Annotated in this window: 13 protein-coding genes; 8 read left to right on the top strand and 5 right to left on the bottom strand. The window is 71.8% G+C overall.

The features are described 5' to 3' along the window. Positions 1-15: 15 nt before the first annotated feature. Complete coding sequence (locus ACZ7L5_RS03505; protein ID WP_328878300.1) at positions 16-303, bottom strand: DUF5955 family protein; 288 nt, start codon at positions 301-303, stop codon at positions 16-18. Positions 304-514: 211 nt separating this feature from the next. Here ACZ7L5_RS03505 and ACZ7L5_RS03500 point away from each other — a divergent pair, with 211 nt between their 5' ends. Both ACZ7L5_RS03500 and aceB read left to right on the top strand, forming a co-directional pair. Then, on the top strand, positions 515-1,117 hold the full coding sequence (locus ACZ7L5_RS03500; protein ID WP_471514023.1) for a nucleotidyltransferase family protein: 603 nt from the start codon (positions 515-517) through the stop codon (positions 1,115-1,117). Between the two features lie 209 nt (positions 1,118-1,326). After that, complete coding sequence (gene aceB, locus ACZ7L5_RS03495) at positions 1,327-2,949, top strand: malate synthase A (RefSeq protein WP_384182465.1); 1,623 nt, start codon at positions 1,327-1,329, stop codon at positions 2,947-2,949. Between the two features lie 4 nt (positions 2,950-2,953). Here the strand turns inward: aceB and ACZ7L5_RS03490 are convergent, their stop codons facing one another. The 3 genes from ACZ7L5_RS03490 to ACZ7L5_RS03480 are packed head-to-tail and all read right to left on the bottom strand — an operon-like array spanning position 2,954 to position 5,659. Then, on the bottom strand, positions 2,954-3,232 hold the full coding sequence (locus ACZ7L5_RS03490) for an Rdx family protein (RefSeq protein WP_365054296.1): 279 nt from the start codon (positions 3,230-3,232) through the stop codon (positions 2,954-2,956). After that, positions 3,229-4,143 carry a HipA family kinase gene (locus ACZ7L5_RS03485; protein WP_471514020.1) on the bottom strand — a complete coding sequence of 305 codons (915 nt, stop codon included), beginning with the start codon at positions 4,141-4,143 and terminating at the stop codon, positions 3,229-3,231. The genes ACZ7L5_RS03490 and ACZ7L5_RS03485 overlap by 4 nt, the downstream gene beginning before the upstream one ends. Positions 4,144-4,165: 22 nt before the next feature. After that, positions 4,166-5,659 carry an IucA/IucC family protein gene (locus tag ACZ7L5_RS03480; protein ID WP_471514018.1) on the bottom strand — a complete coding sequence of 498 codons (1,494 nt, stop codon included), beginning with the start codon at positions 5,657-5,659 and terminating at the stop codon, positions 4,166-4,168. Between the two features lie 94 nt (positions 5,660-5,753). Between ACZ7L5_RS03480 and ACZ7L5_RS03475 the strand changes: the two genes are divergently transcribed. From ACZ7L5_RS03475 to ACZ7L5_RS03465, 3 genes are read left to right on the top strand one after another with little or no spacing between them, the layout of a single operon-like run. Beyond that, the gene (locus ACZ7L5_RS03475; protein ID WP_471514016.1) at positions 5,754-7,268 is read left to right on the top strand and encodes an IucA/IucC family protein; all 1,515 of its coding nucleotides are present in this window, start codon (positions 5,754-5,756) and stop codon (positions 7,266-7,268) included. Positions 7,269-7,311: 43 nt separating this feature from the next. Then, positions 7,312-8,580 carry a VWA domain-containing protein gene (locus ACZ7L5_RS03470; protein ID WP_471514014.1) on the top strand — a complete coding sequence of 423 codons (1,269 nt, stop codon included), beginning with the start codon at positions 7,312-7,314 and terminating at the stop codon, positions 8,578-8,580. Continuing rightward, complete coding sequence (locus ACZ7L5_RS03465) at positions 8,580-9,401, top strand: hypothetical protein (protein ID WP_471514012.1); 822 nt, start codon at positions 8,580-8,582, stop codon at positions 9,399-9,401. The genes ACZ7L5_RS03470 and ACZ7L5_RS03465 overlap by 1 nt, the downstream gene beginning before the upstream one ends. A gap of 62 nt (positions 9,402-9,463) precedes the next feature. On the opposite strand, the gene ACZ7L5_RS03460 is transcribed toward ACZ7L5_RS03465, so the two are convergent. Further along, on the bottom strand, positions 9,464-10,090 hold the full coding sequence (locus tag ACZ7L5_RS03460) for a winged helix-turn-helix transcriptional regulator (protein WP_471514010.1): 627 nt from the start codon (positions 10,088-10,090) through the stop codon (positions 9,464-9,466). An 87-nt stretch (positions 10,091-10,177) separates the two neighbouring features. Here ACZ7L5_RS03460 and ACZ7L5_RS03455 point away from each other — a divergent pair, with 87 nt between their 5' ends. Genes ACZ7L5_RS03455 through ACZ7L5_RS03445 form a run of 3 tightly spaced genes read left to right on the top strand, consistent with a single transcriptional unit; the run spans position 10,178 to position 12,551 of the window. After that, the gene (locus tag ACZ7L5_RS03455; protein ID WP_471514008.1) at positions 10,178-11,389 is read left to right on the top strand and encodes a pyridoxal phosphate-dependent aminotransferase; all 1,212 of its coding nucleotides are present in this window, start codon (positions 10,178-10,180) and stop codon (positions 11,387-11,389) included. 26 nt (positions 11,390-11,415) lie between these two features. Beyond that, positions 11,416-11,955 carry an HAD domain-containing protein gene (locus tag ACZ7L5_RS03450; protein WP_471514006.1) on the top strand — a complete coding sequence of 180 codons (540 nt, stop codon included), beginning with the start codon at positions 11,416-11,418 and terminating at the stop codon, positions 11,953-11,955. After that, the gene (locus ACZ7L5_RS03445) at positions 11,952-12,551 is read left to right on the top strand and encodes a histidine phosphatase family protein (RefSeq protein ID WP_328878312.1); all 600 of its coding nucleotides are present in this window, start codon (positions 11,952-11,954) and stop codon (positions 12,549-12,551) included. Before ACZ7L5_RS03450 ends, ACZ7L5_RS03445 begins: the two co-directional genes overlap by 4 nt. The last annotated feature ends 55 nt before the right edge of the window (positions 12,552-12,606 follow it).

Below are 12,606 nucleotides of genomic sequence, written 5' to 3'. Positions count from 1 at the left end.
TCGAGATCCGAGGCCTCAACGACGCGGCGGTTCCCCGAACAGCTCCACCGCGTCGCGCACGGCCGACAGGCCCCGGGACAGCGCGCTCACCGAACCGATCGCGCCCGCGATCAGCAGTAACGACCGGCGCAGGCGCGGGATTTCGGGAGCGCCCTCGATCGTCATAGCGGCCAGCGCGGCGAGTTCGTCCTCGGCGATGCCCCGGTCGGGGAACTCGCCGGGATGCGCGGCGAGTTCGCGGCGCAGACGGGACACGGCCGTCCGCAGTCCCGCCACCCTCAGGTCCTCGTCGCTGCCCGTCACCGGCCTCTGCCTCAAGCTTCGCAACAAAGCTCCCCCTCGCACGCCGTTGTGCGCCAGTAGTCACGCATCCCCCGTCGAGCCCCCCTGACGGTGGTCGGGCGCCGGGGACGCGGGTCAGTAAACGCCACCGCTGCCGGGCGCGCCACCATACGGACCGAAATTCAGCCCAACGACACCGGCTGCGGCGGCGGGCGTCAGGTATGCAGGACGCATGACTGAAAAAGAAGCCCCCCTGGTCGCGGGCCTGCTGCTCGCCGCCGGGGGTGGACGGCGGCTCGGCGGACGCCCCAAGGCCCTGCTCCGGCACCGCGGCCGACCGCTCGTCGAGCACGCGGTCGGGGTACTGCGCGCGGCCGGCTGCGCCCGCGTGCACGTGGTTCTGGGCGCACAGGCCGCCACCGTACGGGAGCAGGCGGAACTCGGTGACTGCGTCCTGGTGGACAACCCCGACTGGGCCGACGGGATGGGCTCCTCCCTGCGCGCCGGGCTCGACTCGCTCGCGCACACGGGCGCGCGGGCGGCGCTGGTGTCGCTCGTAGACCAGCCCGGCATCGGACCGGAAGCGGTCGCGCGCGTGCTCGCCGCCTACGGGGACGAGGCGTCGCTCGTCTCGGCCGCCTACGACGGCGTACGCGGGCATCCCGTGCTCTTCGGCGCCGCCCACTGGGCGGGCATCGCGGCGACTGCGACCGGCGATCGAGGGGCACGCGCCTATCTGAAGGCACACGAGGACGCGATCGGGCTCGTCGAGTGCGGGGACGTGGCCCGGCCGTACGACATCGACACGGAGGCCGATCTCACCCACCTTGAGTGAAGGCGGTGGCACCCAGAGCCACCTTGCCTCGACTCAGAGAATCTCGACATCAACAAACCATTGAACTTCCACCATGAGGAAACTAGTATCCACTGTTCAGAAGCGCCCGACTGCTCCACGGGCGCTCCCAGCCGTATCCGGGAAGACTGGCACCCGGTGCCAAAGCTCGACCGCTCGTCTCCGTAGTTCGCTGAAGGAAGTGACAGCTCATGTCCGCACCAGCGCCGTCCCCGCTGGCCATCGTCGACGCCGAGCCCCTGCCCCGGCAGGAGGAGGTCCTCACGGAAGCGGCCCTCGCCTTCGTGGCCGAGCTGCACCGCCGGTTCACGCCCCGGCGTGACGAACTCCTCGCCCGCCGTGCGGAGCGCCGCGCCGAGATCGCCCGCACCTCCACACTCGACTTCCTCCCGGAGACCGCCGCCGTCCGCGCGGACGACTCCTGGACGGTGGGCCCGTGTCCGCCCGCGCTGCAGGATCGCCGGGTCGAGATCACCGGCCCCACCGACCGCAAGATGACCATCAACGCCCTCAACTCGGGCGCGAAGGTCTGGCTGGCCGACTTCGAGGACGCCTCCGCGCCGACCTGGGAGAACGTCGTCCTCGGCCAGATCAACCTGATCGACGCGTACACCCGGAACATCGACTTCACCGACCCGAAGTCCGGCAAGTCGTACGCCCTGCGCGCCGACGACGAGCTCGCGACCGTCGTCATGCGCCCGCGCGGCTGGCACCTGAACGAGCGTCACCTCCAGATCGACGGTGAGCAGGTCCCCGGCGCCCTCGTCGACTTCGGCCTGTATTTCTTCCACAACGCCCAGCGGCTGCTCGACCTCGGCAAGGGCCCGTACTTCTATCTCCCGAAGACGGAGTCGCACCTGGAGGCCCGCCTCTGGAACGAGGTCTTCGTCTTCGCGCAGGACTACGTCGGCATCCCGCAGGGCACCGTCCGCGCGACCGTCCTGATCGAGACGATCACGGCGGCGTACGAGATGGAGGAGATCCTCTACGAACTCCGCGACCACGCCGCCGGGTTGAACGCCGGCCGCTGGGACTACCTGTTCTCCATCGTCAAGAACTTCCGTGACGGCGGCACCAAGTTCGTCCTCCCGGACCGCAACGCGGTCACCATGACGGCCCCGTTCATGCGCGCGTACACCGAACTCCTCGTCCGCACCTGCCACAAGCGCGGTGCGCACGCGATCGGCGGCATGGCGGCCTTCATCCCGTCCCGCCGGGACGCCGAGGTCAACAAGGTGGCCTTCGAGAAGGTCCGCGCCGACAAGGACCGGGAGGCCGGCGACGGCTTCGACGGCTCCTGGGTCGCCCACCCCGACCTGGTCCCGATCGCCATGGAGTCCTTCGACAAGGTCCTCGGCGACAAGCCCAACCAGAAGGACCGCCTGCGCGAGGACGTCTCCGTGCAGGCGGCCGACCTGATCGCCATCGACTCCCTGGACGCCAAGCCGACGTACCCGGGCCTGGTCAACGCCGTGCAGGTCGGCATCCGCTACATCGAGGCCTGGCTGCGCGGCCTCGGCGCGGTCGCCATCTTCAACCTCATGGAGGACGCGGCCACCGCCGAGATCTCCCGCTCCCAGATCTGGCAGTGGATCAACGCGGGCGTCGAGTTCGAGAACGGCGAGCACGCCACCCCGGAGCTGGCCCGCAAGGTCGCCGCCGAGGAACTGGCGAACATCCGCGCCGAGATCGGCGAGGAGGCCTTCGCGGCCGGCCACTGGCAGCAGGCCCACGACCTGCTCCTGGAGGTCTCCCTCGACGAGAACTACGCGGACTTCCTGACGCTGCCGGCGTACGAGCAGCTGAGGGGCTGAGCCCTCAGGAAGCCGGTTTGTCCGAGTGGCCCAGGGACTTTCCCGGGGCCACTCGGTCGCGTACGACCTGCTTGACGGCCGTCGGCTCGGGGAAGCCCTGCTCGCGGCGGTCCCAGACCACATCGCCGTCGACGCGGACGACGAAGATCCCGCCCTTGCCGGGCTTGAGGGCGAGTTCGGCCAGTTCCGCCTCGAAGGTCGTCAGCAACTCCTGCGCCAGCCACGCGGCCCGGGGCAGCCACTTGCACTGGGTGCAGTACTCGATCTCGACACGGCCACTCATCCGAGGTGCACCGACCAATCCTGTTCCGCGGCCGGCTTGCCGTGCAGGTCGGGCACCTGCTTCAGCCACTTCGGCCGGCCTTCCTGTGATTTCACCGCCCGCAGGGCTTGCTCGGCGGCGAGTTCCTCCCGGGTGGGGAAGTCGGTGGGGAGCCAGGCGGAGGACGCGTGCACGCGTGCGTGGAGGTGGCCGACGTAGGCCTCGCGGAGGGCGTCGGGCGTCTCGAAGCCGGGCTCGTCCGCCAGCCAGGCGTCCGGCACCTCGGCCACGATCCCGCGCAGCAGTTCCTCGCTCACCCTGGGCGCCAGCTCCGCGTCCGCGGCGCGCACGTCGGGGGCGTAGTGACCGAGGGCGTGGTGGCGGAAGTCGTAGGACTTCGCCGGGTCCGCGCCGTCCCAGCGGTGGTGGAAGACGAGGGCCGCTCCGTGGTCGATCAGCCACAGGCGCGGCGGGACCGTGCCGAGGGTGGGCCAGATCATCAGGTTCGAGCTGTGCACCGTGCGGTCGACGTTCGTGGTCAGGGCGTCCAGCCAGACGATCCGGCCCGCCTCCAGCGGGTCGACGGGGAAGGTCTTCGCGACCTCCGGGGTGAAGTCCCGGGCGCCCGGCAGAAAGTCCATGCCGAGGTTGACCCCCGCGCTGGCGGCGTGCAGGTCCCGCACCTCCTGGTGCGGCTCGCTGTCCGCGACGGCGGGGTCGAAGTGGACCAGGACCAGCTCGGGGAAGCGCAGCCCCAGGGCGCGGGCCAGCTCGCCGACGATCACCTCGGCGACCAGCGCCTTGCGCCCCTGCGCGGAACCGGTGAACTTCACGACGTACGTGCCGAGGTCGTCGGCCTCGACGACTCCGGGCACGGAGCCGCCGGACCGCAGCGGGGTCACGTATCGAACAGCAGTCACATCACGCAGCACACCCGCCAGGGTAAGTCAGCGCTCACCCGGCCAGCGGGTTCGGGAGGGGCAGGTACCGGGCGTCGGCCCCGTCCGCGCCCGTCCAGCGCAGCAGCAGGTTGGTCTTGCCGGGGAGGGTGGGGGACGACAGCAGGGCCGGGATCTCGGGGAGGTCGTGGCGGGCCAGTTCGCGGTGTACGGCGGGCCAGGGGTCGAAGCCCGGGTGACGCTCGGCGAGGGCCGCAGCGACCTCGCGGAGGTGGTTCACGACGAGCGTGTACACGAGCCGCTCCCAGCCGGCCTCACGGGACATCTCCGGCAGCAGCTTCACGCCCTCGGCGTCCCGGAAGAGGGCCTGCACCGGGTTGCCGTCGGTGTCGACGGCGACCAGCGTGTTCTGCAGGTGGGCCTCCAGGACGACGCCGTGATCGGCGAAGGCCGCGAGGGCGGGCGGTACGACGGCGCGCAGGTACGCCTCCCACCAGGCCGCGTCGCCGAGCGGACTGCCCTCGAAGCCCTCCACCAGGCCCGCTGCGAGAATCGGAGTGGCACCGGACATCAGGTGGCCGTGGAAGCCGTCGCGCACCAGGACCGCCAGTTCCTCGAACGCGAAGTCGGCGGTGCGGTAGCCGCGGTCGGAGAGCCAGGCCGCGGGGCCCGTCGCGACCGCGCGGGACGCCGCCGCATCGGTCCTGCGGAGTTTCAGCAGGTCGTGGCGCCACAGCCGACGGATGTCGTTGGTGATGCGGACGTCGAGGCTGAACTTGAGGAAGAGGTCGCCCGCGGAGGCGGGCTCGGGGGCACCCTCGGGGACGTACAGCGTGCGGATCGCGGCCGTGGGCCACGCGTCGAAGCCGGTCGTGCCGAGACGGATCAGCCGGCCGTCGGCGAAGGCCTCCGCGAGTTCCCGGCCGACCAGGTCCAGCTGCCACGGGTGCGCGGGCAGCAGCCGGTAACCGGGCGGCGCCTCGCCGAAGGCGTCCAGGGCGGAGGTGTCGCCCTCCTCGACGACCGCGTCCTCGCGCAGGCCGAGCAGCGTCAGCGGGAAGCGGGCGTGCGCCTCGGGGGCGTACGGCAGCCAGGCCGCGGGCGGGCCGCCGCCGCGCGCCTTGGGGGCGGGGTGGTAGGGGTGGCCGGTGAGGAGGCACTGCTCGGAGCGGAGGAAGGGATCCTCCGGCGGCGTCGCACGCGCGCGTGCGGTGAGCAGCGCGGCCACCGTGTCCCGGCTGTCGATCATCTCGGCGGGCAGTTCGTGGTTGGACAGACCGGTGTGGCGGCGCAGCTCTTCGGCGACCAACTTGACGAGTTCGGTGTGCCCGACACGCTGCCAGGTCCCGTCCGCGCGTACCTCGGGCTCGGCGGGCCGGCGTTCGCCGAGCACCCGCAGCAGGCGGCCCGTGCCGTACAGCCGGTGGACGCGCCGCTCGCCCGGGCCCGGAACGGGCTCGGCCACCTCCCGGAGGAGGCAGTTCAGCAAGGGCGCGACCGCGTGGGCGTCGGCAGCGGCTGACAAGGGGTTGAGGTGCACTCGCTCCACTCGTTCTCTACGGTCCGTTCCGGAGGGAAGACGATCAGTATGTCTGTCGTCGGCACCTGGGCCGACGTCCTACTCGTACCCGAGGAGCCCGCCCGTGCACCGTCTCCCCAGCGCCGAGGCCGAGGTCGGCGCCGATCTGGCCGACGTACGTCCCGAACTCGCGTCGCGGTACGCCGCCGAGCTGCCCGGGGCCCGGGCTGCCGTGCTGACCCGGCTGTGGCGTGCCCTCGCGCACGAGCCCCTGCCCTGGGTCGCCCGCCGTGAACCGGGCAGGGAGGGCCTCACCCTGTGCCTTTCGGACGGGCGCCGGCTGCACGGCCCGCGTGCGGACCCGTACGCCACCGCCGCGTATGTCACGGCCGTACGGCTCGACGACACGTCGTACGACGATCCGGCCCGGCTGCTGACCGACCTCTCCGTGCCGCACGGCACGTCCTTCGCCGCCGAACTCGGCCACGGTGTCGCCTCGTTGGCACTGTCGCGGGCCGGACAGGGCGGTCGCCCGAAGGAGTGGCCGGTTTCCGACTGGGGGTGGGAGCAGCGGGTGGTCGACGGGCATCCGTTCCATCCCAACTGCCGTTCCCGGCCGGGCTTCTCGGTCGCGGAGCAGCTGGCGTACGGGCCCGAGCACCGGCCGGTGGTGACGCTGGGGCCGGTGCCGGTGCGGGCGGCGGAGTGCCTGGTGACGGGCCGGTGGCCGGAGGAGTTGCGGGACGGGGAGCGGCTGCTGATCCCGGTGCATCCGTGGCAGGCCGAGCATGTGCTCAAGCGCCCCTGTGCCCCCTACGGCGACGGGATCGCCGCCCATCCGCTGATGTCCCTGCGTACGCTCGCCCTGCCCGACGGACCGCATGTGAAGACCGCGTTGAGCGCGCGGCTCACGTCCTCGGTGCGGGACATCTCGGTGTACTCCATCGGCCTGTCGGCCACCCTGTCGGACTTCGCGGCGGAGCCGGCGGCACGGATGGACGGGCTGCTTCACGTCACCCGCACGCTGGGTGCCGCCACGGCCGGCTCCCCCGATCTGGCGGCGGTGTTGCGCGAGTCGCCGCAGGTGTACGCGGGGTCCGGCGAGCGGGTCGTACCGGTGGCCGCGCTGGCCACCACCGGGTTGCCCGAATCGCCCGCGTGGCTGGCCGGGTTCACGCGTCTCGCCCTGACCGTGGGGCTGCGGCTGCTGGAGCTGGGCGTGGCGCTGGAGGCCCATGGCCAGAACCTGCTCGTGGTGCTGTCGGCGGACGGCTCCCCGGTCAGGCTGGTCTACCGCGACCTCGCTGACATCCGCGTCAGCCCGGCACGGCTGGCCCGGCACGGCATCCCGCTGCCGGAGCTGACCGGCCGGATCGTCACGGACGACGTGCCGACCCTGCGCCGCAAGCTGTTCGGCTCGCTGGTGGCCGGGGCGCTGGCGGGTACGGCGGGCTCGGGCGCGGCGTTGCGCGGGGCACTGGAGGCGGTCGTACGGGAGCTGCCGGACACCGGGGATCTCGCCGCGCTGTGCGAGGAGCCGCTGCCGACGAAGGCGCTGACGCTGATGCGGCTGTCGCCCGGGACGCCCGGGGATCAGTGGGCGGAGCTGCCCAATCCGCTGGTCGGCGAGGTGTTCTGACCTCGTTTTGAAGCGGGACACCTCTGATCAATAAGATCCGCCGATGATCACAAGAACACGGCTGGCGACCGGGGCCTGCGCCCTGCTCGCCGCGCTCGCGGCCGGGATGGCGTTCCCGGCCGGGGCGGTTGCCGATGAGACCAGCGCGTTGGCGCCCAAGGTAGATCTCGTCCTCGACGTGAGCGGCTCGATGCGGGCCAAGGACATCGACGGCAAGTCCCGGATGGCCGCGGCGAAGCAGGCCTTCAACGAGGTGCTGGACGCGACGCCCGAAGAAGTTCAGCTCGGTATCCGCACCCTGGGCGCCAACTACCCGGGCGACGACCGCAGGACGGGCTGCAAGGACACCGCGCAGCTCTACCCGGTCGGCCCGCTGGACCGCACCGAGGCAAAGACGGCGGTGGCGACCCTCACGCCGACCGGCTGGACGCCGATCGGTCCCGCGCTGCTGAAGGCCGCCGACGACCTCGACGGCGGCGAGGGCTCCAAGCGGATCGTGCTGATCAGCGACGGCGAGGACACCTGCGCGCCGCTCGACCCGTGCGAGGTGGCCCGGGAGATCGCCGCCAAGGGCATCGGTCTGACCATCGACACGCTCGGCCTGGTCCCGAACACCAGGATGCGGCAGCAGCTCAGCTGTATCGCGGAGGCGACCGGCGGGACGTTCACGTCGGTCGAGCACACCGAGGAACTCACCGACAAGGTCAACCAGTTGGTGGACCGGGCGGCCGATCCGGTGGTGACGCCGGTCGCAACGACGGGCGCGGACGAGTGCGCCAAGGCGCCGACGCTGAAGTCCGGCCTGTACACCGACCGCGCGGAGTTCGGGCAGCAGCGCTGGTACCGGGTGGACGTCGAGCCCGGCCAGGAGCTGCGCGCCTCGGTGAGCGTGGCGGCCGACCGGGCCGTGAACCCCTCGTACGGCGTCCTGCTGCGGGCGGTGACCGCACCGGGCCGGGAGATCGTGCGCGGCGAGGCAGCGGGCAACGGCCGTACGGATGTCGTGTCCACCGGCCTGCGCTACCCGAAGGCGGAGGCCGGCGACGAGGACGAGACCGACGCGGCCGAGGCCGTGTGTCTCCAGGTCACCCACTCCTTCTCGGCCGGCTCCGACGTGCAGAGCACGCCAGGGCTGCCGCTGGAGCTGACCATCGACGTCGTGGACGGGCCGTCGCAGTCGAGCGACGTGGCCTCCTTCGGCCTCGGGCGCGGCTGGTGGCTGCTCGGCGCGCTGATCCTCACCGGCTTCCTCGCCGGTCTCGTCTGGGGCTGGCTGTCGCGCTGGCGCGTCGCGGTCTGGAGGACCAACTGATGTGGATCACACGTGTGTTGAGCACGGCCCTGCTGATGCTCGGGCCGGCGGTCACCCCGGCGGTCGCCGACACCTCTCCGTCCCCCAGCGCTTCGGAGGACGGCGGCGCGCCGACCCAGGCGGGCACCTCCTTCCGGACCGCGACCGAGATCGAGCAGGGTCAGACGGCCACCGCTGGGGGTCCCCCCTCTGGGGGAGCCTCCACGGGCGACTACCTGTACTGGTCGTTCCCCGCGGACGCGGGCCTGCGCCCCACCGTCAAGGCGACCGTGAAGCTGCCCGACACGCATGCCGCCGAGTCCTGGCAGATCGACGTGTACGACGGCCTGCGCCGCCGTCAGGCCTGCCAGTACGGGGCGCAGACGCGCACCGCGGCGGCGAACGCGGGCACGGTCGAGCTGGCCTGCGTCCTGCGCACCGTCCGCGGCTGGTCGGAGCCCTGGGCCAACGACCCGCTGCCGGGTACGTACTACATCCGTCTGTCGGTCGTGGACGTGCCCACCTCCGACCTCGGTCTGCCGGTCGGCGCCGAGGTACGGGTCGACTCCGAGGACATCGGCGGTTCGGCTGCGGTCGACGGGGCGTTGGCGCAGCCGCTCGTGCCCGGGGTCGCCGTCAAGTCGCAGGACGACGAGGCAGGTTCGTCCGCCTCGGCCGCGCTGTCCAGCATCGAGCCCGAGGACGGCTGGGCGTCCGGCTGGTGGTCCGACCGCTGGGTGTGGACGGCGATCGGCGGCGCGCTGGCCGCGCTCGCGGGTGTCGGCGGGTACACGCTGACGCGCGGGCCGGGGCGGCCGTCGCGGGTGCCGCCGGGCGCCTGACGGCTCGTCACGCCGATCGACGAGGCCCGCCGTACATGACCGTACGGCGGGCCTGTCGGTGGTCAGACGTCCAGCAGGGCCTTGGCCAGGGTCCCGTCCCCGCTCACCGCGATACGGCCGTCCCGTACGGCGTCCGCCACACTCAACTCCCCCCGCGCGACCGCCTCGCACGTCGCGGAGTCCAGGACCAGCCGCGCGTCGGGCTCACCGGGGGCGGGCCCGTCGCCGTGGACCGGCCCGGCCTCGGCGCCGACGTACAGGTGGAAGTCGCCTTCTTCCAGTCGCACTTCGACCAGGCCCTCCCCCTCCAGCGACCTCAGCAGAGGCAGCGCGAACCAGTGCGCGCGCACGGCGTCGGTGGCCCGCCGCTCGCCGAGCTCGGGCTGCCCCCATTGCCCCAGCGCCTGGAGAACGGGCAGCAACTCCCGCCCCCGCGAGGTGAGTTCGTACACGTACGCCGCTCCCGGCGGGGGCAGCTTGCGCCGCGTGGTGATGCCGTCCCGTTCCATGTCCTTCAGCCGCGAGGCGAGTACGTCCGTGCTGACGCCGGGCAGGTCGGCGTGCAGGTCGGTGTAGCGCCGCGGGCCGGCCAGCAGCTCCCGGACGATCAGCAGGGTCCAGCGGTCGCCGACGACGTCGAGCGCACGGGCGGCGGAACAGTACTGGTCGTAGCTTCGGCGAGGTGACATGCGACGCAGTCTAGACATGTTGTTGGACTTTCCAAGCGTGAACTTGGTAAAACCAAGCAACACACGAAACCGGAGGGGCGAGCGCGCATGGAGTTCCGGCAGTCGAGCAAGCTGAGCGAGGTCTGTTACGAGATCCGCGGTCCGGTGATCGAGCACGCGAACGCGCTGGAGGAGGCGGGCCACAGCGTGCTGCGCCTGAACACCGGCAACCCCGCGCTCTTCGGCTTCGAGGCGCCGGAGGAGATCCTCCAGGACATGATCCGGATGCTCCCCCAGGCGCACGGCTACACCGACTCGCGCGGCATCCTCTCCGCCCGCCGGGCCGTGGCCCAGCGCTACCAGACGCTCGGCCTGGAGGTCGACGTCGACGACGTCTTCCTCGGCAACGGCGTGTCCGAGCTGGTCTCCATGGCCGTACAGGCGCTCCTCGAGGACGGCGACGAGATCCTCATCCCCGCCCCGGACTTCCCCCTCTGGACGGCGGTGACGACTCTCGCCGGCGGCAAGGCCGTGCACTACCTGTGCGACGAGCAGGCCGACTGGTACCCCGACCTGGACGACATGGCGTCGAAGATCACGGAGCGCACGCGGGCCGTGGTCATCATCAACCCGAACAACCCGACCGGCGCGGTGTACCCCAAGGAGATCCTGGAGGGCATCCTCGACCTCGCCCGCCGCCACGGTCTGATGGTCTTCGCCGACGAGATCTACGACCAGATCCTCTACGACGACGCCGTGCACCACTCGGTCGCGACCCTCGCCCCCGACCTGGTGGTCCTCACCTTCTGCGGCCTGTCGAAGACGTACCGGGTGGCGGGCTTCCGCTCCGGCTGGCTCGTCGTCACCGGCCCGAGGCAGCACGCGAAGGACTATCTGGAGGGCCTGACGATGCTGGCCTCCATGCGGCTGTGCGCCAACGCGCCCGCCCAGTACGCCATCCAGGCCGCCCTCGGGGGCCGCCAGTCCATCCGAGAGCTCACCACCCCCGGCGGCCGCCTGCACGAACAGCGCGACGTGGCCTGGGAGAAGCTCAACGAGATCCCCGGCGTGTCCTGCGTGAAGCCGAAGGGCGCGCTCTACGCCTTCCCGCGCATCGACCCCAAGGTGCACAAGATCCACGACGACGAGAAGTTCGTCCTGGACCTGCTGCTGCGGGAGAAGATCCAGGTCGTGCAGGGCACGGGCTTCAACTGGCCGGCCCCCGATCACTTCCGGATCCTGACCCTGCCGTACGCGGACGACCTGGAGGCGGCGATCGGGCGGATCGGACGTTTCCTCAGCGGCTATCGGCAGACCTGAGCGTCCAGGGTGGGTAGAACCCGTGCATGAGTACCCGCCCTCTGCTGCTGCTCGACGTGGACGGTCCTCTCAACCCGTTCCGCGCCCCGTACCTCCGCCATCGCGGCTATGTGACGTGCCGGCTGCACCCCGCCAACTGGTCCGCCCGGCAGACTCCGGGGTCCCGGCGGTTGCGCCGGGGCCTGAAGGTGCGCCTGCATCCGGGGCACGGGGAGCGGCTGCTGGCCCTGCCGTACGAGCTGGCCTGGGCCACCACCTGGCAGCACCAGGCCAACGAGTTGATCGGGCCGGTGATCGGGCTGCCGGGTGAGCTGCCGGTCATCGAGTGGCCCGAGCTGTTCGGGACGGACCCCGACGGGCTGTACTGGAAGACCCGGCACGTGGTCGCGTGGGCGGCGGGACGGCCCTTCGTCTGGGTCGACGACATGATCACCGACCTCGACGTACGGCATGTCGCGGCCCGCCATGACGCGGCCGCGCTGCTCGTACCGGTCGACGCGCGCAAGGGGCTGCGCGAGCGTGACTTCGCGGAGTTGGAGCGCTGGGCTCTTAGCCTGGACACATGAGTGATCTCTTTCTCGTCCGGCACGGCGAGACCGCCTGGTCACGGTCCGGGCGGCACACGGGCTGGACGGACGTACCGCTCACCGAGCACGGGCGGGAGGAGGCGCGGCGGCTGGTGCCGATGATCCGCTCGCATCGGATCGGGGCGGCGTTCGTCAGCCCGTCGCAACGGGCGCGGGAGACCGCGGAGCTGATCGGACTGCACGACATGCGGGTCGACGCCGACCTGCGGGAGTGGGACTACGGCGGGTACGAGGGCATCACGACCGTCGAGATCCAGCGCGAGCGGCCGGGGTGGTTCCTGTTCACGGACGGGGTCGCGCCGGGGCCGCCCGACCGTCCCGGGGAGAGTCCGGAACAGGTCGGGGAGCGCGCCGACCGGATGCTGGCCAAGGTGGACGCCGCCTTCGCCAACACCGAGGGGTGCGTGGTGCTCGTGGCGCACGGGCACTTCCTGCGGGTGCTCACGGCCCGGCGGCTCGGGCTGCCGGCGGCGGACGGGGCGCTGTTCCAGCTGGCGACGGGGACGCTCTGCCGGCTGGGTACCGAGCACGGTCGGCCCGTGATCGCCGGGTGGAATGTCAGACCCGGGTCGTAGCCTTCCCAGCAGAGGGGCCGACTGCCCGGCCGGCAGGCGGGGCGGGCAGCCCGAG

The sequence above is a fragment of the Streptomyces sp. NPDC107528 genome, assembly GCF_055639295.1.
The sequence above is the reverse complement of the archived record's forward strand: the minus strand, read 5'-3'. Positions and strand labels throughout refer to the sequence as shown.

Coding starts and splice junctions, on each gene's coding strand:
- ACZ7L5_RS03500 (WP_471514023.1), top strand. CDS start 515: ATGACTGAAAAAGAAGCCCCCCTGGTCGCGGGCCTGCTGCTCGCCGCC.
- aceB (WP_384182465.1), top strand. CDS start 1,327: ATGTCCGCACCAGCGCCGTCCCCGCTGGCCATCGTCGACGCCGAGCCC.
- ACZ7L5_RS03490 (WP_365054296.1), bottom strand. CDS start 3,232: ATGAGTGGCCGTGTCGAGATCGAGTACTGCACCCAGTGCAAGTGGCTG.
- ACZ7L5_RS03470 (WP_471514014.1), top strand. CDS start 7,312: ATGATCACAAGAACACGGCTGGCGACCGGGGCCTGCGCCCTGCTCGCC.
- ACZ7L5_RS03465 (WP_471514012.1), top strand. CDS start 8,580: ATGTGGATCACACGTGTGTTGAGCACGGCCCTGCTGATGCTCGGGCCG.
- ACZ7L5_RS03460 (WP_471514010.1), bottom strand. CDS start 10,090: ATGTCACCTCGCCGAAGCTACGACCAGTACTGTTCCGCCGCCCGTGCG.
- ACZ7L5_RS03455 (WP_471514008.1), top strand. CDS start 10,178: ATGGAGTTCCGGCAGTCGAGCAAGCTGAGCGAGGTCTGTTACGAGATC.
- ACZ7L5_RS03450 (WP_471514006.1), top strand. CDS start 11,416: ATGAGTACCCGCCCTCTGCTGCTGCTCGACGTGGACGGTCCTCTCAAC.
- ACZ7L5_RS03445 (WP_328878312.1), top strand. CDS start 11,952: ATGAGTGATCTCTTTCTCGTCCGGCACGGCGAGACCGCCTGGTCACGG.